Genomic DNA, 20,025 nt, shown 5'->3' on the forward strand with positions numbered 1-20,025 from the left:
CCCCGATCTGCCTTGCAACCCGGACCAGCCGGTCAGATCGGGGCTGGTCGTCGTGCCGTGTGGCGGGTCAAAGTGACATTTCTATTTTGCTCGTCGGCGGACATTTCAACATGGCCGCCACATTATTGCCCATCTCTGGGGCTGTGCATCACACCATTACAGGGCACGGGACTCAACCCGTCACAGCCGGTCACCTGAAAGGATGGCGGACTTTCTCATGCGCCTTCAGGAGCCTAACCAACACCTCTGGGGCACTTATCACATGACACAGTCGACATCGACGCGAAGGCGCAGGAGCGCCAGTACGACAGCGGCCTCTCCTTGGCGACCTATGTCACCAGCGCGATCGAGCTTTGGGCGGCAGAGACAGCGGCCGTTGTCGCCTGGCGAAAAAAGTCTCGGTAGGCCTCTTCGATGTCGGCCGTCGCACACATGGCGTGTTTAGGCAATTGTAGCGCCGTGATCGCCTCTTCAACCACTGATCGCTTGTGGCGCACTAACGTCACCAGCGGCGAATACTCGCTTAGCCATTGATTTTTGTGCGTCTTGACGTCGTAGAGAAGCGAAGGAACACCGGCAACATGGCTGAATATCGCCATGTGGTAACGACCACCAACGTGGAGGCGGCAGCCTGAAATTGTGTTTGCGGCGTGCAAAATGCCAGCCGTCTCTGCCAAGACACCACCCCTCGACAAGATGTCGCTCTCAAGGTTGCGGAACCGCCCTGATGCCCGCGTCAGGATAACAGGACGCAAATTTGTCGCATCACACACCTCCAGGGCGCGACGGAGTATGTGCAAGTCTTCTTCTGGACTGTTGCGAGCGCCGGTGGTTATCAGGCAGCCATCTTTTTCGACGCTTGACGCCGCAAAATCATGCAGAAGCGCGGCGTCAGGCAGGAATTTGATGTCGTAAAACTCGGCCGACATCTGATCGCGTGCCGCCACGGCTGGGAACTCTGCGAAAAGCTGCCACAAAAACGATCCGCGGCTATCGTGGTAAATAGGGATTGTACCGTTCAGAATGGCGCTCGGCCTGCCGAGGAGGTGGGCAAGGATAGCTGGTGCGAAGAATGTGAGTATTCCGTCCAGTGGCGTGTCATCGTCCAGTGAGCCCTCCGGCTGGACAACGACCAAGTCGGCCCGCTCTATCGCAGCATTCGCACTGGCCCCGTAAGCTGCCTCAATTCGCTCGCGGAGTTTCCCGCCATTACGAAAATCGGCAATCGTCATACTGGCGTCACATCCGCCGAAGTCACGACGAAACGTTTGGAAGTTGAAGCCGCGCGATGAAATTTCGGCGTCCGGAATGGCCTGCCTTATGGCGTATTTAAGCCCTTGGCTGGTCAGGCGACAGCCGATGTTGACGCGGTAGTCAGTATCGTTGAACAGGGCCACGCGAACTGTCCCCTCCGGCCTGCTGTTCTCTGCGGCAACACCGAGCTTTAGCTCATTCAAGAAGCTGTCGTAGTGACGCCAGTAGTGAAGCCTGTCCACTTCGCTGGACATGCGGCTTTGACTTATGAATCGCGCAGCATCAAGGCGGCCTGCAAAGAAGAGCATTTCGACTGCACGTCTGGCGCGGTTATCATCTGACGGCTTGGCTTCAATTGCGCGAATAAATTTCCGCGCCGCAGCGTCTGGGTAATTTCGGATTAAGTGCCGTCCCACCTTCCAATTAATATGCGCCTTCACTGCTGCAATGGGCATACCCGATCACCTTCGCTGATCCGAACATTACTGAAGCGACAAGTTGGTCCATCCCTCAGATCAAAAGCAAGTCTTTGATTGCGTCTTTGGAGCTTCGGGACGTCAGCAACGAACCCCACCCCCCCACCACCACCAGGAATCCCAAGTGAACAACACGATGTTCTTCGCGTATGCGAGGCGCTCGCCTTTTGGTGCGGTGTGCGTCTATGTGCTTGCCGAACTGAACAGTGTGCTGGCGGGCGAGCGTGAGCAGACGAGCATTGAGGCCTTGATCGCGGATCTGCCTCAACTGTGGTTGGCGTAATCACCGCCTCCCCGGCCCCCGTATTCCCCGTCATCATGGCCAGGCTGGGGGAGTCAATCGGACTGTCTCTTGCGAGACTTCTTGGTCGTCAGCTTCCTCAGACTTTCACTCAACTGAACGTCTGACAGATACGGTTTCATTGGCATTCCTCGCGGCTCTTTTGGCGGCACCCGCATCGCCTGCTTGATTGCCTCAACATCCTCTTCGGTAAACGTCATGGTGCGGCCTGAAACCATGCACAAGCCGTGCGCGCGGGCGATCTTAGCTTCGCCGCGATTGGTTATCCGATGGTGTGTTCAGCAGTTTCAGCCAGCTTGTAGACTTTGCCGAGCGATGACATCAGGAGCGGCTAAGTCTTGGGCCTGTCCATCTTGCTCAGAAGGTTATTGGTGTTTTCTATGAGAACCCCAAGGCCGATGGCCAAAACGCCCATGCCGAACGTCGTGGCTGCGAGAATTTCGTGCATGGCGGACTTCGCCACGAGGTAGAGGAGTACCCCGACAACGATCTGAAGACCACCAAGTATTCCTATGAATGCACCCATACGAGCATCGGTCGGTTGAGGCATTGCGTCGACTGGACAGTGCAAAAGCGTCTAAAACGAAGCTGCTGTTCGACTACCGTAGTGAGTTCGACCACTGCTATCTCGAGAACAAGCACGAGATTGGCACATTGGGATGCATAGTAATTGACGATGTAAAAACTTTTCTCGCCCAAATCCGACAGCACATCGCTCAAGAGCTGGCGCCAATTGTTCAGCTCGACGTGACATCTTTTGACAGGAGAAAGCTGGCGCTCATTCTCGAGGTCCTTTTCGAGAACTCTGCCTCAATTGGCGCTGTGATATTAACTTATTTTCCTCGCCAGTATGTTGAGCCCTCGGGTGAGCTGGAAGAGGTGCTTGAATTCGGTCCTGTTACGCCTCGCTTCGTTGGTGAGGCTTCGTACGAACGAGATAGCTTATCCCTTATCGTCGGCGCAGGGTATGAGTTTGGCCGTGTGATCGGCGCTATCGATGTTCTCGAGCCAGAGCTAACGTATTGCATGTTTCCAGTCGGTACAGACCCTCGCTTTGAGCGTGCCGTCGCGCGCAATAATCTCGGGTTTAGTTTCCTCGACGATCCCAACCTGCTGATCCCCTACAGCGTGCTCAATCCCTATTCGACGTATCTTTCTATCAGGCGACTGATACAGGTCGAGTTGAACGAGCGAAATGTATTAGTATTGCCTTTAGGACCCAAGATTTTCGCAGCCCTTTCCATCATCATCGCGCTGATATATTCCCCTGCAGTAATGGTGTGGCGCTATTCGACAGAAGACCTTATGCGGCCCAATTCACTGAGCGACGCCAAAGCAAGTGGTGAAGTGACGTTATTCGCCTTCACCTTTTCTGAAGCCACCAGCCCAAAACCAATCGTCCTTTGACCACGCATTGTATGCCGTAGTATTCCGTACGCGGCTAAGGCCCAAAGGCGAAGTCCTAGAGTTTGATCGGCCTTGTGCTGACTGCATGAGGAGGGCACACGAAGGCGCCCCCTCCCATAGAAGCGCCGCTTGCTCGAGCAGCGGCAGGCGGTCAGCCATCGCCTTGGCAGAGGCCGCAGATGTGCGCGCAGGCAGACGCAAGCTGAAGCCGCCTGACGTATCAGCCTAACCGCAAATGTCGACGACCCGCTTCACTTGGCCGGAGTGCATTGGTGAGCGTCGTTTGGTCAGCCGCCCCAAAAAGCCATTGAAAAACAACTTGACTGGCGGAGGGAGTGGGATTCGAACCCACGGTGACATCACTGCCACGCCGGTTTTCAAGACCGGTGCCTTAAACCGCTCGGCCATCCCTCCGTCGACCGACTGTGCATGTGCGGCATCGCCAGCAGACGGTTCTGCGCCTTTATAACTCGCGCAAGGACTTCGTCAACGTGGGTTGCTGCAATCTGCTCGTGTTCGCGTCATGGGCAGCGAAAAACCACGGCGGAAATCCTGCTACACCGACTTAGGCAATTCGGGACGTTTTTCTTTGCCCGCGGATCGACCGACATCGGCATGCACTTCGAGACTGCCGGCAACACGAGTGATGGTTGCCAGCCGGATTTCACGAGAGAGTCGGCGCGCCCGGCATTGGAATGAAGGAGGCCCGGCGGGGCATTCTCCTATTGGAACAACGGAATCCGCTGCAGAGGCGGATGCCTTCCGCCGTGTCGGTGCCCCTTCCCCATTATTCGGGATCGGCCTTGGCAGCTCACTTGACGCGCGGCGACTTCCCGCGTTACCGCATGCCGCGCGGGAGAAGCTGACAAGAAACGCGAAAGGCGCCGACGGATGGAAGTTTTCACGGCCGCGGGTTTTTCGGCGCTGTTGCAGGTCATCGCGATCGATCTCGTGCTTGCCGGCGACAACGCCATCGTCATCGGCCTGGCCGCGGCCGGTTTGCCCGCGGACCAGCGCAAGAAAGCCATTCTAATCGGCGTACTTGCCGCCACGGCGCTGCGCATTGTTTTCGCTGCCCTCACCATCCAGCTGCTGGAGATACTCGGTCTGCTGCTTATGGGCGGCATATTGCTGCTATGGGTCTGCTGGAAGATGTGGCGCGAATTGCGCACGACCCACGCCGAGCTCGACGCCGCCGCCGAAGCTCTGGGCGAAGACGACGACGATGATGCAGTCGCGACGAGGGCCGCAACTGCCGGCCCGAAACGCAAGACCCTGGCTCAGGCCGCTATCCAGATCGTCGTTGCCGACGTGTCGATGTCGCTGGACAACGTTCTGGCCGTTGCGGGCGCGGCGCGCGACCATTTCACGGTGCTGGTCATCGGGCTCACTCTGTCGGTCGCATTGATGGGACTCGCGGCAAGCTTCATAGCCAAGCTGCTCAACCGCTATCGCTGGATCGCCTATGTCGGCCTGCTGATCATCCTCTACGTGGCACTGGACATGATCTATCGCGGCTACATGGATCTCGCGCCCTACCTGTCCGACCGGCTCTGAGGCAGAAACTACTGTGCAATCGGCATGGCGGAAGCGATTCCATTGCGGAAAAAACTGTGATATTGCGCCGCCCAGTTTACGAGTCTGCGTCGCCCATCCACCGGGCTCTGGCGGTCTCCATAGTGTCTTTCAGCGCGCATCTTAGATGACAGTTTCGGCTGCCGGGATCCGTGCTCCATAAATCCGGAACTCAGCCAATGTCTTCGCCCCGCGTCAGCTTCGTCAGCCTTGGATGTCCGAAAGCCCTGGTGGATTCGGAACGGATCATCACCAGGCTGCGGGCCGAAGGCTACGAAATCGCGCGCAAGCATGACGGCGCCGATCTCGTGGTGGTGAACACCTGCGGTTTTCTCGATTCGGCGCGCGACGAGTCGCTGGGGGCCATCGGCACAGCGCTCAAGGAAAACGGCAAGGTCATCGTCACCGGCTGCATGGGCGCAACGCCGGAACTGATCCGCGAAAAACACCCGAACGTGCTGGCGATCACCGGTCCGCAGGACTACGAGAGCGTCATGGCCGCGGTGCACGAGGCAGCACCCCCGGCGCACGATCCGTTCGTGGACCTGCTGCCGCCTCAAGGTGTGAAACTAACCCCTCGCCACTACGCCTATCTCAAGATTTCCGAGGGTTGCAACAATCGCTGCACCTTCTGCATCATCCCTGCCCTGCGCGGCGATCTCGTCTCGCGGCCGGCTGCGGATGTGCTGCGTGAAGCCGAGAAGCTCGCCAAGGCGGGCGTGAAGGAAATCCTCGTCATCTCGCAGGATACCAGCGCCTACGGCATCGACATCAAGTACCAGACCAGCGTCTTCCAGGAGCGCGAGGTGCGAGCGAAGTTCCTCGACCTGTCGAAGGAACTCGGCGAGATGGGCGTGTGGGTGCGCATGCACTACGTCTACCCCTACCCTCACGTGGCTGACGTGATCCCGCTGATGGCCGAGGGCAAGATCCTCCCCTATCTCGACATTCCGTTCCAGCACGCCTCCCCGCAGGTGCTGAAGAACATGCGCCGGCCTGCACATGGCGAGAAGACGCTGGAGCGCATTCGCGGCTGGCGTGATATCTGCCCGGACCTTGCAATCCGCTCGACCTTCATCGTCGGTTTTCCGGGCGAGACCGAGGAAGACTTCGAGATGCTGCTCGACTGGTTGGACGAGGCCAAGATCGACCGCGCGGGCTGCTTCAAATATGAGCCGGTGCAGGGCGCGCGCTCAAACGATCTCGGCCTGGAGCAGGTGCCGGAAGAGGTCAAGGAAGCGCGCTGGCATCGCTTCATGCAGCGGCAGCAGAAGATCTCGGCAGCGCAGCTGAAGAAAAAGGTCGGCAAGCGCCTGCCCGTCATCATCGACGAAACTGACGGTCTCAGCGCAAAGGGCCGCACGAAATACGATGCGCCGGAGATCGACGGCTCGGTCCACATCCAGTCGCGCCGCCCCTTGCGCGCGGGCGATATCGTGACGGTCAAGATCGATCAGGCCGACGCCTACGACCTCTACGGCACCGCTGTCTGACGCCTTTTGCCAAGCGGCAGAGGCCTAGGCTGCTGACCAGCCGCAGTGAGCAGGCTGGCTGCGGCACAACAAAAGCGAGCAACAAAAAGGGCGCCACACGGCCGCCCTTTTCGCATGTCGGATATGCCGTCAGCTTACTGCGGCAGCTTGTCGTCCACGCCCTTGACGTAGAAGTTCAAGCCCAGCAGCGTGCCGACATCGGCCACTTCGCCCGCCTTCAGCCACTCGGTGCCGTCCTGCTTGGTGATCGGGCCGGTGTAGGGGTTGAACTCGCCGGACGTGATCTTGGCGGTGGCTTCCTCGGCCAGCTTCTTCACGTCGTCGGGCATGTTGGTGAAGGGCGCCATGACGACGTTGCCTTCCTTCATGCCGTCCCAGACGTCGTGCTGCTCCCAGGTGCCGTCGATAACGGCCTTGACGCGCTTGACGTAGTACGGACCCCAATCGTCGACGATGGCGGTGAGCTGGGTCTCAGGGCCGAACTTGATCATGTCGGTGGCCTGGCCGAAGGCCTTGATGCCGCGCTCAGTGGCAACCTGCATCGGGGCGGTGGAGTCGGTGTGCTGGGTAATGACGTCGACGCCCTGGTCGATCAGAGCCTTGGCGGCGTCGGCTTCCTTGCCGGCGTCATACCAGGTGTTGGCCCACACGACCTTGACCTTGAAGTCCGGATTGACCGACTGCGCGCCGAGCATGAAGGCGTTGATGCCGAGCACCACTTCCGGGATCGGGAACGACGCGATGTAGCCAGCAACGCCGGTCTTCGACATCTTGGCGGCGATGATGCCCTGAACGTAGCGACCTTCATGGAACTTCGAGTTGTAGGTCGCGACGTTCGGATGCTCGCGCTTGTAGCCCGTGGCGTGTTCGAACTTCACGTCCGGGAACTTGCCGGCAACCTTATTGGTGGGGTCCATGAAGCCGAAGGAGGTTGCGAAGATGATGTTGCAACCCGAGCGGGCGAAGCGCTCGAGCGAGCGCTCGGCGTCGGCGCCTTCCGGAACGCTTTCGAGATAGGCCGTCTCGACCTGGTCGCCCAGCTCCTTTTCGACTTCCAGCAGGCCCTGATGGTGCTGGTAGGAATAGCCGAAGTCGCCGATCGGGCCGACATAGATCCAGCAGGCCTTGACCTTGGCCTCGGCGGCCAGCGTTCCGAACGACAGCACAGCCGCGGCCGTGGCAAGCGATAGAATGGTTTTCTTCATATAGCTCATCCTCTTGTCAGTTTGCCCGGGGGCATGTGATCCCATTTTGTTGTCATTCAGCGATCTGGCACAAACGGCCGCCCCAGTGAAGCCGGAGTGTTCACCATCGTCAGTCGCCTGTTGCGCGAGATTAGAACAAGTACGACGATGGTAGCCAGATAGGGAAGCGAAGAAAGCAGCTGGGACGGTATCCCTATCCCCAGCGCTTGGGCGTGAAGCTGGCCGATGGTGACGGCGCCGAACAGATAGGCGCCGGCCAGAACCCGCCATGGCCGCCAGGACGCGAACACAACCAGCGCCAGCGCGATCCAGCCGCGGCCGGCGGTCATGTTCTCCACCCACTGCGGCGTGTAGACGATGGAAAGATATCCGCCCGCCAGACCGGCGCAGGCGCCGCCGAACATCACCGCGAGATACCGGATCAGGATCACGTTGATACCGAGCGCGTGGGCCGAGGCGTGGTTGTCGCCGACCGAACGGAGCGTCAGGCCCGCGCGAGTGCGGAAGAGAAAATAGGCGACGCCGCCGGTGAGCAGCAGGGACAGGTAGAATATGGGATCCTGGCCGAACACCAGCTTGCCGACCAGCGGCAGGTCGCTCAGGAAGGGGATGTAGATGGTGCCGAGCTTCACGCCGGGAATTCCGACGAAGCCCTCACCAAGCATGCCCGACAGCCCGAGACCAAGCAGGGTGAGCGCAAGACCCGTGGCGACCTGGTTGGTCACCAGGGTGAGCGTCAGGAAGGCGAAGAGCAGCGAGAACAGCGCGCCGACTGCGATCGCGGCGAGGAAGCCGAGCCAGGGCGAACCGGTGGTCAGCGCCACGCCAAAGCCGGTGACGGCGCCCATCACCATCATGCCTTCGACGCCGAGGTTGAGCACGCCGGAGCGTTCCACCACCAGTTCGCCGATCGAGGCGATCAGCAGCGGTGTCGCCGCCGTCGCGATGGTGATGAGGATGGCTTCAAGCATTCCCATGGGAAACCTCCGCCTTGCGCGGCGCTGCACCGACGAAGCGGATGCGATAATGGATCAGCGTATCGGCTCCGAGCACGAAGAAAAGCAGCAGGCCCTGGAAGGCGCGCACGACCTTGTCGGAAACGCCTATGGAAATCTGTGCTGCTTCGCCGCCGAGGTAGGAAAGCGCCAGGATCAGCCCAGCCGCGACGATGCCGAGCGGGTTGAGCCGGCCGAGAAACGCCACGATGATGGCGGTGAAGCCGTAGCCCGGCGAAATCGTCGGGCGCAGCTGGCCGATGGCGCCGGAGACTTCGGAGATACCGGCAAGGCCGGCCAAGGCGCCCGAGACGATGAAGGCGAAGAACACCATCTTCGACGCCGAGAAGCCGGCGAAGCGCCCTGCCCGCGGGCTCTGACCCAATACCTGCACTTCAAAGCCGCGCAAGGTGCGCGTCAGCATGAACCAGACCACGACTGCCGCGACCAGCGCGAAGATGAAGCCCCAATGGGCCCTGCCCGATGCCGACCAGATTTCCGGCAGGATGGCGTAGTCGTGGAAATTGCGCGTTTCCGGGAAGTTCATGCCTTGGGGGTTACGCCACGGCCCACGCACCATCCAGTCCAGGAACAGTTGCGCGACATAGACGAGCATGAGGCTGGTCAGGATTTCGTTGGTGTTGAAGCGCGTCTTCAGGAAGGCCGGGATTGAGCCATAGGCCGCGCCGCCAATCATGCCCATGATCAGCATCAGCGGCAGAACGATCCACGACTGGAAATCCGGGAACATGACCGGCAGGGCCGAACCTGCGACGGCACCCATGATGAACTGCCCTTCGGCACCGATATTCCAGTTGTTGGACAGGAAGCAGACCGACAGACCAACCGCAATCAGGATCAGCGGCGCGGCCTTCACGGCCAATTCATGCAGGGACCAGACCTCGCGCAGCGGATCGATGAAATAGTAGTAAAGCGCGTCGACCGGGTTCTTCCCGAGCAGGGAGAACATGATGGCGCCGGCGACCAATGTCAGCGCAAGCGCGATGAAGGGCGAGAGCACGCCGAACAGCGCCGAGCGCTGCGGGCGTTTGACGAGTTCGATGCGCATCAAGCGACCTCCGCGACGTGTTCGACGTGGCCGGGCTCGGCGCCGCCCATCAGAAGGCCGATCTTTTCCAACGTCGCTTCGGCGATTGGCAGCGGCTTCGACAGTTCGCCGTTGTGCATGACGGCGATCGAATCTGAAATTTCGAACAGTTCATCGAGGTCCTGGCTGATGACCAGGACCGCCGAGCCTTGGCGGGCGAGCTCGATCAGCGCCTGGCGTATGCGCGCTGCAGCGCCCGCGTCCACGCCCCAGGTCGGCTGATTGACCACCATTACGGCCGGCTGGCGGTCGAGCTCGCGGCCGATGATGAATTTTTGCAGATTGCCGCCGGAAAGCGAGGCGGCTTCGGGATCGGGCGCGCTCTTGCGCACGTCCATCGCTGCGATGATGCGCTGAGCGGCTGCGGCGATCGCGTTGTTGCGCACCAGGCCGGCCTTGCCGAGAAATGCCTTCCTGTCGGTCGCGTGACGCGACAGCAAAAGGTTCTCCGACAGTTTCATGCGCGGCGCGGCACCATGGCCCAGGCGCTCTTCCGGCACGAATGCGGCCCCAAGAAGCCGGCGCCCGGTGATTGAAAGATTGCCGGCATTCTGGCCGCGGATACGCACGGCGCCGGCTTCCGCTTGCAGGACCTCGCCTGAGACGGCCTCGAAGAACTCGCCCTGCCCGTTGCCTGCCACGCCCGCGACGCCGATCACCTCTCCCGCCTTCACAGAAAGATTGATGTTGCGCAGCGGGATCGAGAACGGCGTGGCGGGCTTGCGCGACAGATTGCGCACTTTCAGCAGGACCGCCGCTTCATCGATGCCTTCAACCGGCGGGCGCACCACGGCCTGTACTTCGCTGCCGACCATCATGCGGGCCAGCGATGCCGCCGTTTCCTGGCTTGGGTCACAATGGCCGACGACCTTGCCGTGGCGCAGCACGGTGGCGCGGTCGCACAGGCGTTTGACCTCTTCCAGCCGGTGCGAGATGTAGAGGATCGACTTGCCCTCGGAGCGCAGGCGTTCCAGCGTCTCGAACAGCTTGTCGACTTCCTGCGGCGTCAGCACCGCGGTCGGCTCGTCGAGGATGATGAGCTCCGGCGTCTGCAGCAGGCAGCGGATGATCTCGATGCGCTGCCGCTCGCCGACAGAGAGATCGCCGACCAAAGCGTAGGGGTCAAGCGGCAGGCCGTAGCTGTAGGCGAGTGCCTTGGCCTTTGCGGCAATGGTGGAAATCTGGGCCTCGTCCTCGAGCGACAGGGCGATGTTCTCGGCCGCTGTGAGCGCATCGAATAACGAGAAATGCTGGAAAACCATGCCGATGCCGAGCTTTCGCGCCGCATGCGGATTGGCGATGCGCACCGGCTGGCCATTCCAGCGGATTTCGCCGGCATTCGGCTCCAGCGTGCCGAAAAGCATCTTGACGAGGGTGGACTTGCCGGCGCCGTTCTCGCCCAGCAGGGCATGAATTTCGCCCTTGCCGATCGCAAGGTCGATGCCGTCGCAGGCTTTCAGGGTACCAAATATCTTAGTCAGGCCGCGGACCTCCAGAAGGTTCGCAGCGGGTGCTTCCATAATGGTTGTCACAAGGTCCCCATCAAGTGTTTTTATGTTCCCCGGATACCGTATGTGCGTGCGGTTCACAACGCAAAGCTTCGCAGGACTTGAAAGACCTTCAAGATTTTCAGGGGAGAAGGACGGTTGCGCCGGTCGTCCGGCGCGATTCGAGATCGCGATGCGCATCCGCCACATCCTTCAGGGCGTAGCGCTGATTGATCTGGATATCGACGACGCCTTTCTCAACCACATCGAAGAGCGCTGCCGCTGAGGCTTCCAGATCCTCGCGCGCGGCGATGTAGGTGAACAAGGTGGGGCGCGTTGCGTAAAGCGATCCCTTCTGCGACAGCAGCCCCATGTTGAAGGGCGGGATCGGCCCGGAGGATTGTCCAAAGCTCACGAACATGCCGCGCGGGCGCAGGCAATCCAGCGAGCCGGGAAAAGTATCCTTTCCGACGGAATCGTAGACCACATTGCAGAGGCGCCCGCCGGTGATTTCCTTCACCTGCGCCACGAAATCCTGTTCGCGGTAGTCGATGACGTGGTCGTAGCCATGCGCCTTTGCCAGCGTCACCTTCTCGGCGGAGCCGGCCGTGCCTATGACCGTGGCGCCGAGATGCTTTGCCCACTGGCCCAGAATGAGCCCCACACCGCCCGCAGCGGCATGGCACAGGATCGTGTCGCCCGGCTGCACATGGTAGGTGCGACGCAGGAGATATTCGGCGGTCATGCCCTTCAGCATCATGGCCGCCGCCTTTTCGTCGCTTATGCCTTGCTGCAGCTTCACCAGCCTGTCGGCCGGTGCGAGGCGTTCTTCGCAATAGGCGCCGAGCGGAAGCGTGTAGGCGACGCGGTCGCCCTTGTTCAGCCAGTCCACTCCCTCGCCGACCTCCACCACAATGCCAGCCGCCTCGCTGCCCGGCGTCAGCGGCAGGCCGGCGGGAGCGGGGTAGAGTCCGCTGCGGTAGTAGGTATCCAGGAAGTTCAATCCAATTGCCGTGTGGCGGACCAGCGCTTGGCCGGGACCGGGACTTCCGACCTCCACATCCTCGTAGGCGAGAACCTCGGGGCCGCCATGGGCATGGATGCGAACGGCCTTGGACATGATCAGAGCTTCCTTGCGCCGAGATTGGGGAAGAGTTGCATGACGCCGCCGATGAAGAACAGGTAGACTCCGGTGACAGCGATCCCGATCTTCACGACTTCGCTCGCATCCATGTTCTGCACCAGGGCGAAAGCACCGAAGGCGCACCAGGCGAGGAAGACGGCGAGATTGAGTTCGCGCAGGCGTTTCACCCGCACCGGATGCAGGAAGTACATGGGCACAAAGGTCATGATTGCCGCCACGGCCACCACCGCGAACGAGACCAGCTCTCCCGGTTCTATGACAAATAGTGTGAAGACGATCATGTTCCACACCACCGGGAACCCCTTGAAGAAGTTCTCCCTCGTCTTCATGCCCGTGTCGGCGTAGTAGATCGCGCTCGAAACCACGATCAGCGCCCCGGCCAGGAATGACAGCTTATCGCCCATGAAACCGCGCTGGTAGAGCGCAAAGGCGGGGATCAGCACATAGGTGACGTAGTCGATGATGTTGTCGAGCAGTTCGCCCGACCACGTCGGCAGAATGTCCTTGACCTCGAGCTTGCGCGCGATGGGACCGTCGATCCCGTCGACGAACAGGGCCAGCCCCAGCCACCAGAACATGGCAGTCCAGCGCTGTTCGCTGGCGGCGACCAGCGACAGGAAGGCCAGGAACGAGCCCGACGCGGTGAGGAGGTGGACGGAAAAGGCCTTCGCTTGCGGCCAGGTTACTTTTTTTCGTTTCACGGGCCGCGCCAGTCCAGTTTGCAGATTTCGGCCGAACGGCCAGTGAAGTTCCAGTTTCGGCCGAAGGCGCGCATCCTGCTCTTGTCGGACTTGGCGACGATGATCTCGGGCGCGATCCAGTATTCGGAATTGGTGATGACAGTGTCCCCCGCCTTGTTCTTGCCCGGGATGGGCGTGATCGCACCATAGATGATCTTCGGTATCTGGAACACGCGGGTCCTGTCGTGCGTCTCATAGCTGATCGGCACCTGCTCGGCACCGAGAAATTTCCCCACCAGGATCGACAGCAGCGAGGTCGTGCCGCCGGCCTTGCCGGTGAATATCTTGGTGAAGGCCTTCGCCGCATAGATCGACGCTCGCTGATCTATGAACAGCCCGGCCGTCCAGTTGCCGCGGCTCATATAGCCGGGAATTTCCATAATCAACCCGAGATTGAGGGCGGACAGGTCGACATCGCCGTAATGCCCCGCATCGATGCGAAAGCCGGCCCAGGTCTGGCAATAGCCTTCCGTCGGCGGATGGTTGCCCAATGAGAGCACGCAAGGACAGAAAACTGTGCAGTTACAGGAAAGTACAAGCTCCCCCTTCATCGCCCAGCTCTGTTCGGCCATGGAACGTCCCCCTTCCCGGTCAGGCTGAGCTTAATAGAAGCGCAACAGCCCAGACAAGCAGTATCGCACCTGCAAGCCGCGTCGAGACATGCCTTGTTCCTTGTTTTTCGACCAGCGTAAATACCGCGATCAACGCCATCCAGAACAAATTCATGATGCCTACGGCGAACATCACCAGCATCAGCGCCCAGCAGCAACCCAGGCACCACAAGCCTTGCTCCACCCCAAGCCGGAAGATACGAAGCGGCCTGGGGCTCCATCGGGCGAACAGGATAGAGAACGGATTGCGACACTTGTTCAGGCAGGCGTCCTTGAACCCCGTGAACTGGTAAAGCCCCGCAAGCCCAAGAGCCAGCGCACCGGCCACTCCCTTGACCGGCGCGGTCTGGATGCCGGCGGCAAACCGGTGAACGAGAATCGTCAGCGCCGCAAACAAGGCCGAAGCGGCGAGCCACGCGCAAAGATATCCGGCCACGAGGATCAGCGGATGCACGGCGGCCTCGCGCTTCCTGCCTGCGGTGTCGGCGATCTCGCAATAGGTGCGGATCATCGGGGCCGCCGAAGGAAGCATCATCGCAACCGACATCAGAAACCACATCAGCGTGAGTGCGGCGAAGAGGTCCGGGGCCAGGCCGCCGGGCGGCAGCGGGTTCAGGCACAGCGAAAAGAACCGGTCCAGGAAGGCTGGCACGGGCACAGGCGGCAGCATGCGCAACAGTTCGTCTCCGGGCGCTTCGCTTCCTGGGCCCCGGATCTCGGCTCCACGCAGCGCCATGAGCGCCAGCAGCGCCCAGGACAGCAGGATGCCCACGCCCAGCATGGCGTAGACGACCGTGCGTGGGTTTTGTGCCACGTGACCCGTCGCGCGACCTGTCCGGTCGAGGTGATCGAAGCCTTCCGGTTTTCCGTTCATGATCGACCGCTGGGCTGAAACGCCACGTTGATCAATAGGATAGGCCTATCCTATATGAAAGGGACAGTCGGATTTGCGTCCGGTGCCGGAAATGCAAAGAGGTTTTGCTTTGGGTGGCGAAAGAACAGCCGAAATCCTGGTCGCGGGAACCGGCCCTGCGGGGCTGATCGCCGCATTGGCGTTTGCGAAGGCGGGTTTTTCAGTCGATCTCGTCGGCCCGGCTGCCAACAGCCAGGATCGCCGCACGACGGCGCTCATGGTCCCGGCCCTGAAGTTTCTGGACAGCCTCGGCGTTCTGGCCTCGCTGGAGCACAGAGCCGCACCGCTGCGCGCCATGCGCATCGTCGATGCCACTCAGCGGCTGATCCGCAGCCCGGTCGTCACCTTCTATGCAAGCGAGATCGGCGAGCCCTATTTCGGCCTCAATATTCCCAACAGCATCCTGAACGAAGCGCTGGAGACGGCAGTTTCCTCTCATCGAGAGATCGTCTGGCATCGCAGCCTCGTCGAGCGCTGGGAACTTGAGCCACATCAGGTGCGCGCGCTGCTGGCGGACGGAACGGAAATCACCGCCGCACTTGCCGTTGCCGCCGACGGGCGACTGTCACCCGCGCGCGAGGCAGCAGGCATTTCGACCTCCACTCACCCCTATCCGCAGGCCGCGCTGGTGCTCAATTTTGCCCATACGCGCGAACACGGCTTTACCTCGACTGAGTTCCACACCGAAACCGGGCCCTTCACCCAGGTGCCCCTGCCCGGCAATCGGTCCAGTCTCGTATGGGTGGTGAGACCCGAGACGGCCGACGAACTCGCAAGACTGGACGACGAAACGCTATCGATGCGTGCCGAAGAGCGCATGCAATCGATGCTGGGACGCGTGACGGTCGAGCCTGGCCGGCAGGTCTATCCGCTTTCGGCGATCCTCCCGCGCCGCTTCGCCCAGAACCGGGTAGCGCTTGTTGGCGAGGCAGCCCATGTCTTCCCGCCCATCGGGGCCCAGGGGCTCAATCTCGGCATCAGGGATGTCCAGCAACTGGTGGAGATCGTCGCGTTAAATCGTGCGGACCCGGGGGCGTCCGCACCCTTGTCTGCCTACGACAGGCAGCGCCGGCCGGACATTCTGGCCCGCAGCGGCGCGGTCGGGCTGCTGAACCAGTCGCTGCTTTCAAACCTGCTGCCGGCCCAGCTGCTGCGTAGCGCGGGCCTCAGCATGCTTGGCGGATTTGCCCCGCTGCGCGCTCTTTTCATGCGCGAGGGCCTGAAGCCCGGCAGCGGTTTCTCGGCGCTGGGATCTCTTTTCAAGCCGGGTTTCCCTCCGCGCCCGGGTGCGCATTAGAGAAGCCTGCTCGGGTCTTGCTCATTGGAAACTGGTAGCGGTGGCATTCGATTTGCACCGTCACCGCTAAATCGTTGTTTTCCCATGAGCCTCACGCGGGATTGAATTGCTGAAAGCGTTGGTCCAAATATCCTGAAGGAGTTCTTTCTTCGGTGACCGCCGAATGCGGTCATGGAGCCTGCGTGAATGCAAGGCCAGGATTTTGGACGTGACTGAAATGAAGACGGCGAAATTTGCGATCGGCCAGGTGGTGCGCCACCGTCTGTTCCCGTTCAGGGGCGTGGTCTTCGATGTCGACCCGCAGTTCAACAATACCGAGGAATGGTACGAGGCCATTCCCGCCGAACTCAGGCCCAGCAAGGACCAGCCCTATTACCACCTGCTCGCGGAAAACGACGAGACGGAATACATCGCCTATGTCTCGGAGCAGAATCTGCTTGCCGACCAGTCGGGCGAGCCGATGCGGCATCCTCAACTTGCCGACCTGTTCGAAACCACCGCCGACGGCCATTATGCGCCGAAGGGCCAGGCTCGCCACTGAAAGACCCGCCTGCAGTAATCTGCTGGAAACAAAAAAGCGGGGCCGAAGCCCCGCTTTTTCGTTAATCGGTGTTGACGATCAGTTCGCCGTCTTCGCCTTTTCCTGCTCTTCCTTGAGCTTCTTGGCGAAGTCCTCGTTGTTCTTGCTCACGAACTCCTGGAGCTTCTTCTGGCGCTCCTCGAGATCGGACTGCTGCAGCGGCGCGCCGTCATAGGCGCCGGTGAAGCCCTGCAAGGAAACCTTTACCGGGTTCTGCTGGTTCTGGAAGTTGACCGAGGTCAAGGTCAGCTCAGAGCCCTTCTTGAACGAGCCGATCAGCTGGTCGGTGAGCGGCGCTTCGGCAACGCAACGGTCCGGGAAACAGATCACGTAGTCGAGCTTCTGCGCCTTGCCGCCGTCAATCTGGAGGCCGATGCCGGGAGGCACCAGGCGGCCGGTGGGAACCGTGACCTGGAATACCTTGCGGTTCACCTTGCCCTTGAGCTCGATGAGGCTGATGCCGGTCACCAGCTGGCCGGAGGCGGCGGTTGAGATGTGCTGGACGTTACAGATGTCGACGTCTTCCTGCTTGGAACAGGCCTTGAACCAACCCTGTGGAATTTGCTGCGCTGCGGCCGGCGCCAGCCCTGCGGCGAGCATGCCGACCACGCCTGCAGCCATAACCGAAAGACGTGCAGCGTCGGTTTTGAGGCTCGTCATCTATCTCAATCCTCTCAAATGATCCCGGGACCGGCTTGCTTGCCGTCGCCAACGCTACCTGTTGCGCAAATGCGGCGACAGCATGACTTTGACGGCGGTGTTACACCGGGCAGCGTTGCGAATCCAGCCCCGCTGCATGCGATTATTGGCGTCTGTCCCAACTAAACTCACAATAGTGTCGTCATGGTAGATTCCTTCTCGAATCGTCACCGAAAAGTTTGCCTTGGGATCCCCGTGATGCGCCGCATGATTTTCTCGCTCTGTACCGCCGCAGCCATCCTGTCGAACGGCGGCGGGGCCTCTGCCGAACCGGTTCATGCGATCGCAATGCAGGGCGAACCCGCGCTGAAGGACGGTTTCCGAAGCTTTCCCTATGCAAATCCGGACGCGCCGAAAGGCGGCAGCGTGACCTATTGTGTGGTCGGCACCTTCGACAATCTCAACCCGTTCATCATCAAGAGCCTGCGCACCACCGCGCGCGGCATGATCGACACCATCTACGGCAACCTGGTGTTCGAGCCGCTGATGCAGCGCAGCGCCGATGAGGCGTTCTCTCTTTATGGGCTGCTTGCCGAATCGCTCGATATCTCGCCCGACCGAAAGGTTGCCGAATTCCATATCAATCCGAATGCCAAGTGGTCGGACGGGCAGCCGGTGACGGCGGACGACGTGGTGTTCACCTATGAGGTCTACACCGAAAAGGGCCGCCCGCCTTACAGCGACCGCATGAAGAAAATCGCCAAGCTGGAAAAGACCGGCGAGCGCAGCGTGCGCTTCAGCTTCAACGAGAACGCCGACCGGGAATTTCCGCTGATCGTGGCGATGACGCCCATCATCCCGAAGCACGCCTTCGACAAGGAAACCTTTGACCAGACCACGCTGAAGCCCCTGATCGGCAGCGGGCCATACCGGGTAGCGCAGGTGGTGCCGGGGCAGAGGATCGTCTTCGAGCGCAACCCCGATTACTGGGCGAAAGACCTGCCGTCCAAACGCGGCTTTGACAATTTCGACCGCATCACCATCGAATATTTCCTCAACGCCAATTCGCAGTTCGAAGCTTTCAAGAAAGGCATCTGCGCGCTTTACGAGGAGAACGATCCGGTCAAGCGGGAACGCAACCTCGACTTTCCAGCAATGCGCGAAGGCAAGGTGGTGACCGAGGTCTTCGAAAACGGACTGCCGCCGGTCGTCACCGGCTTCCTGTTCAACACGCGGCTGCCGAAATTCGCCGATGTGCGCGTGCGCCGCGCACTGGCCATGCTTTACGATTTCGAATGGGCCAACAAGAACCTCTTTAACAGCCAGTTCAAGCGCACGGCGAGCTACTGGCAGAACTCCGAGCTTTCCGCTTTAGGCAAGCCCGCCAGCGAAGCTGAACGCGCGCTGCTGGCGCCCTACTCCGGCATGGTGCTGCCCGAGGTGATGGACGGCACCTACCGTCCCGCTGAAACGGACGGCTCCGGTCACGACCGCGCCCCGCTGAAGACGGCGCTGGACCTGCTGAAGAGCGCTGGCTACCGCATCGAGAACGGCAAGCTGCTCGATCCGCAAGGCCAGCCCTTCAGCTTCGAAATCCTCACTTCCTCCCAGAGCGAGGAGCGGCTGGCGGCGCTGTATCAGCGCACGCTGGCCAAGATCGGCATCGGGGTGAATATCCGCGCCCTCGAGGCCGACCAGATCCAGATGCGCAAGCAGCGCTTCGACTTCGACGTGCTGATCGGCTCCACCGGCTTTCTGGGCACGCTGTCGCCGGGCATAGAGCTTACCTTCCGCTGGGGTTCGGAATCGGCAAACACGGAGGGATCGTTCAACCTGGCCGGCGTGGCCGAGCCCGCAATCGATGCGATGATCGAGGCGATGCTGAATGCCCGCGACAAGGACGCCTATGTGGCCGCAGTGCGTGCGCTCGACCGGCTGCTGATATCCGGGGCCTATATCGTGCCGATGCAATACGACAACCGGCAGTACCTCTCCTATTGGAGCCAACTGGCGCATCCTGCCAAGACACCGGTGTTCGGCTATCAGCTTCCCACCTGGTGGCATAAGCAACCCTGAGTCGGCACGGCCGGCAGAAAGGAGCCCGCGATGAGCGGCCCGAAGCAATCCATCACCGTCGACGTGGTGTCGGACGTGGTCTGCCCCTGGTGCTTCATCGGCCAGAAGCGGCTCGACAAGGCGGTCGCCGCCGTGCCGGAGGTGGATGTCGAGATCCGCTGGCGTCCGTTCCAGCTCGACCCGACCATTCCGTCGCAAGGCCGGAACCGCAGGCAATATATGCTGGCCAAGTTCGGCAGTGAGGAGCGCCTGCGCGAAATCCATGCCAATGTCGGCCAGGTCGGCAAGGCCGAGGGCATCGATTTTGATTTCGGGGCCATCGCGGTTTCGCCCAACACGCTCGATGCGCACCGCCTGCTGCGCTGGGCCGCGTCGAACGGTGGCGAGGTTCAGGGCCGCCTCGCCCGGCGGCTGTTCCAGCTTTACTTTGAGGAAGGCAAAAATATCGGCGACCATGCCGTGCTTGTAGAGGCCGCGCGCGAAGCCGGAATGGATGCGCCAGTGGTGGAAGCCATGCTGGCGACCGATGCCGACCGAGACGCGGTCGCCAACGAGGCGGCGACGGCTTCGCACATGGGCATCACGGGGGTTCCCTGCTTCCTGTTCGAAGGCAAATATGCCGTGATGGGAGCGCAGGACAGCGCGGTGCTGGCCGATGCGATCCGCCAGATCGCCGCCGCCAAGGCGCGCGGGGAACTGGAGCCGGTGCAGTAGGGCGCTGGCG

Annotated in this window: 19 protein-coding genes and 1 tRNA gene; 8 read left to right on the plus strand and 12 right to left on the minus strand. The window is 61.0% G+C overall.

Going from position 1 to position 20,025, the window contains the following annotated elements; translation table 11 throughout:
* Window positions 1-329: 329 nt before the first annotated feature.
* Window positions 330-1,709, minus strand: a complete 1,380-nt coding sequence (locus ABLE86_RS00005; RefSeq protein ID WP_348776871.1) for a polysaccharide pyruvyl transferase family protein — start codon at window positions 1,707-1,709, stop codon at window positions 330-332.
* 145 nt (window positions 1,710-1,854) lie between these two features.
* On the opposite strand from ABLE86_RS00005, the gene ABLE86_RS00010 reads away from it, so the two are divergent.
* A complete protein-coding gene (locus tag ABLE86_RS00010) occupies window positions 1,855-2,013 on the plus strand; it encodes a hypothetical protein (RefSeq protein WP_348776872.1) in 159 nt (52 codons plus the stop codon).
* 349 nt (window positions 2,014-2,362) lie between these two features.
* Here the strand turns inward: ABLE86_RS00010 and ABLE86_RS00015 are convergent, their stop codons facing one another.
* Window positions 2,363-2,557 (minus strand): hypothetical protein, encoded by a 195-nt coding sequence (locus ABLE86_RS00015; protein ID WP_348776873.1) that lies wholly within the window; start codon window positions 2,555-2,557, stop codon window positions 2,363-2,365.
* A 23-nt stretch (window positions 2,558-2,580) separates the two neighbouring features.
* Here ABLE86_RS00015 and ABLE86_RS00020 point away from each other — a divergent pair, with 23 nt between their 5' ends.
* Window positions 2,581-3,438 (plus strand): hypothetical protein, encoded by an 858-nt coding sequence (locus ABLE86_RS00020; RefSeq protein ID WP_348776874.1) that lies wholly within the window; start codon window positions 2,581-2,583, stop codon window positions 3,436-3,438.
* Window positions 3,439-3,762: 324 nt separating this feature from the next.
* Here ABLE86_RS00020 and ABLE86_RS00025 read toward each other — a convergent pair.
* A tRNA-Ser gene (locus ABLE86_RS00025) sits at window positions 3,763-3,852 on the minus strand.
* A 477-nt stretch (window positions 3,853-4,329) separates the two neighbouring features.
* Between ABLE86_RS00025 and ABLE86_RS00030 the strand changes: the two genes are divergently transcribed.
* Together ABLE86_RS00030 and rimO are read left to right on the plus strand one after the other, a co-directional pair.
* Window positions 4,330-4,995 (plus strand): TerC family protein, encoded by a 666-nt coding sequence (locus ABLE86_RS00030; protein WP_348776875.1) that lies wholly within the window; start codon window positions 4,330-4,332, stop codon window positions 4,993-4,995.
* A gap of 197 nt (window positions 4,996-5,192) precedes the next feature.
* Window positions 5,193-6,506, plus strand: coding sequence for a 30S ribosomal protein S12 methylthiotransferase RimO (rimO, locus tag ABLE86_RS00035; protein WP_348776876.1), 1,314 nt, complete (start codon window positions 5,193-5,195; stop codon window positions 6,504-6,506).
* A gap of 134 nt (window positions 6,507-6,640) precedes the next feature.
* Here rimO and ABLE86_RS00040 read toward each other — a convergent pair whose 3' ends face one another.
* From ABLE86_RS00040 to ABLE86_RS00075, 8 genes are all read right to left on the minus strand, one after another.
* Window positions 6,641-7,711, minus strand: coding sequence for a BMP family ABC transporter substrate-binding protein (locus ABLE86_RS00040; protein WP_348776877.1), 1,071 nt, complete (start codon window positions 7,709-7,711; stop codon window positions 6,641-6,643).
* Window positions 7,712-7,767: 56 nt separating this feature from the next.
* Complete coding sequence (locus ABLE86_RS00045) at window positions 7,768-8,688, minus strand: ABC transporter permease (RefSeq protein ID WP_348776878.1); 921 nt, start codon at window positions 8,686-8,688, stop codon at window positions 7,768-7,770.
* Window positions 8,675-9,778, minus strand: coding sequence for an ABC transporter permease (locus ABLE86_RS00050; RefSeq protein ID WP_348776879.1), 1,104 nt, complete (start codon window positions 9,776-9,778; stop codon window positions 8,675-8,677). Before ABLE86_RS00050 ends, ABLE86_RS00045 begins: the two co-directional genes overlap by 14 nt.
* The gene (locus tag ABLE86_RS00055; RefSeq protein ID WP_348776880.1) at window positions 9,775-11,334 is read right to left on the minus strand and encodes an ABC transporter ATP-binding protein; all 1,560 of its coding nucleotides are present in this window, start codon (window positions 11,332-11,334) and stop codon (window positions 9,775-9,777) included. The genes ABLE86_RS00050 and ABLE86_RS00055 overlap by 4 nt, the downstream gene beginning before the upstream one ends.
* 109 nt (window positions 11,335-11,443) lie before the next feature.
* Window positions 11,444-12,421 carry a quinone oxidoreductase gene (locus ABLE86_RS00060; RefSeq protein WP_348776881.1) on the minus strand — a complete coding sequence of 326 codons (978 nt, stop codon included), beginning with the start codon at window positions 12,419-12,421 and terminating at the stop codon, window positions 11,444-11,446.
* Window positions 12,422-12,423: 2 nt separating this feature from the next.
* A complete protein-coding gene (pcsA, locus tag ABLE86_RS00065) occupies window positions 12,424-13,146 on the minus strand; it encodes a phosphatidylcholine synthase (RefSeq protein ID WP_348776882.1) in 723 nt (240 codons plus the stop codon).
* Entirely contained in the window at window positions 13,143-13,757 is a 615-nt protein-coding gene (locus ABLE86_RS00070) for a DUF1326 domain-containing protein (RefSeq protein WP_348776883.1), read from the minus strand. The genes pcsA and ABLE86_RS00070 overlap by 4 nt, the downstream gene beginning before the upstream one ends.
* 19 nt (window positions 13,758-13,776) lie before the next feature.
* Window positions 13,777-14,577 (minus strand): DUF2182 domain-containing protein, encoded by an 801-nt coding sequence (locus ABLE86_RS00075; protein WP_348776884.1) that lies wholly within the window; start codon window positions 14,575-14,577, stop codon window positions 13,777-13,779.
* Window positions 14,578-14,779: 202 nt separating this feature from the next.
* Between ABLE86_RS00075 and ABLE86_RS00080 the strand changes: the two genes are divergently transcribed.
* A complete protein-coding gene (locus ABLE86_RS00080) occupies window positions 14,780-16,006 on the plus strand; it encodes a UbiH/UbiF family hydroxylase (RefSeq protein WP_348776885.1) in 1,227 nt (408 codons plus the stop codon).
* 217 nt (window positions 16,007-16,223) lie between these two features.
* Window positions 16,224-16,547, plus strand: a complete 324-nt coding sequence (gene hspQ / locus ABLE86_RS00085; RefSeq protein ID WP_348777700.1) for a heat shock protein HspQ — start codon at window positions 16,224-16,226, stop codon at window positions 16,545-16,547.
* Window positions 16,548-16,625: 78 nt separating this feature from the next.
* On the opposite strand, the gene ABLE86_RS00090 is transcribed toward hspQ, so the two are convergent.
* Entirely contained in the window at window positions 16,626-17,246 is a 621-nt protein-coding gene (locus ABLE86_RS00090; RefSeq protein WP_348776886.1) for an invasion associated locus B family protein, read from the minus strand.
* 237 nt (window positions 17,247-17,483) lie between these two features.
* Here ABLE86_RS00090 and ABLE86_RS00095 point away from each other — a divergent pair, with 237 nt between their 5' ends.
* Both ABLE86_RS00095 and ABLE86_RS00100 read left to right on the plus strand, forming a co-directional pair.
* A complete protein-coding gene (locus ABLE86_RS00095) occupies window positions 17,484-19,301 on the plus strand; it encodes an extracellular solute-binding protein (RefSeq protein WP_348776887.1) in 1,818 nt (605 codons plus the stop codon).
* A 30-nt stretch (window positions 19,302-19,331) separates the two neighbouring features.
* Window positions 19,332-20,015: a DsbA family oxidoreductase gene (locus ABLE86_RS00100; RefSeq protein ID WP_348776888.1), complete on the plus strand. Its 684-nt coding sequence runs from the start codon at window positions 19,332-19,334 to the stop codon at window positions 20,013-20,015.
* Window positions 20,016-20,025: the final 10 nt, after the last annotated feature.

Origin of the sequence: Mesorhizobium sp. KR2-14 (assembly GCF_040049255.1) — a bacterium.
GTDB lineage: Bacteria > Pseudomonadota > Alphaproteobacteria > Rhizobiales > Rhizobiaceae > Pseudaminobacter.

Bases quoted from the DNA above. Each gene is read 5' to 3' on its own strand.
- ABLE86_RS00095 (WP_348776887.1), top strand. From the start codon at position 17,484: ATGCGCCGCATGATTTTCTCGCTCTGTACCGCCGCAGCCATCCTGTCG.
- ABLE86_RS00015 (WP_348776873.1), bottom strand. From the start codon at position 2,557: ATGGGTGCATTCATAGGAATACTTGGTGGTCTTCAGATCGTTGTCGGG.
- ABLE86_RS00040 (WP_348776877.1), bottom strand. From the start codon at position 7,711: ATGAAGAAAACCATTCTATCGCTTGCCACGGCCGCGGCTGTGCTGTCG.
- ABLE86_RS00030 (WP_348776875.1), top strand. From the start codon at position 4,330: ATGGAAGTTTTCACGGCCGCGGGTTTTTCGGCGCTGTTGCAGGTCATC.
- ABLE86_RS00060 (WP_348776881.1), bottom strand. From the start codon at position 12,421: ATGTCCAAGGCCGTTCGCATCCATGCCCATGGCGGCCCCGAGGTTCTC.
- hspQ (WP_348777700.1), top strand. From the start codon at position 16,224: ATGAAGACGGCGAAATTTGCGATCGGCCAGGTGGTGCGCCACCGTCTG.
- ABLE86_RS00005 (WP_348776871.1), bottom strand. From the start codon at position 1,709: ATGCCCATTGCAGCAGTGAAGGCGCATATTAATTGGAAGGTGGGACGG.
- ABLE86_RS00070 (WP_348776883.1), bottom strand. From the start codon at position 13,757: ATGGCCGAACAGAGCTGGGCGATGAAGGGGGAGCTTGTACTTTCCTGT.
- rimO (WP_348776876.1), top strand. From the start codon at position 5,193: ATGTCTTCGCCCCGCGTCAGCTTCGTCAGCCTTGGATGTCCGAAAGCC.
- ABLE86_RS00100 (WP_348776888.1), top strand. From the start codon at position 19,332: ATGAGCGGCCCGAAGCAATCCATCACCGTCGACGTGGTGTCGGACGTG.
- ABLE86_RS00075 (WP_348776884.1), bottom strand. From the start codon at position 14,577: ATGCTGGGCGTGGGCATCCTGCTGTCCTGGGCGCTGCTGGCGCTCATG.
- ABLE86_RS00045 (WP_348776878.1), bottom strand. From the start codon at position 8,688: ATGGGAATGCTTGAAGCCATCCTCATCACCATCGCGACGGCGGCGACA.
- ABLE86_RS00055 (WP_348776880.1), bottom strand. From the start codon at position 11,334: ATGGAAGCACCCGCTGCGAACCTTCTGGAGGTCCGCGGCCTGACTAAG.
- ABLE86_RS00090 (WP_348776886.1), bottom strand. From the start codon at position 17,246: ATGACGAGCCTCAAAACCGACGCTGCACGTCTTTCGGTTATGGCTGCA.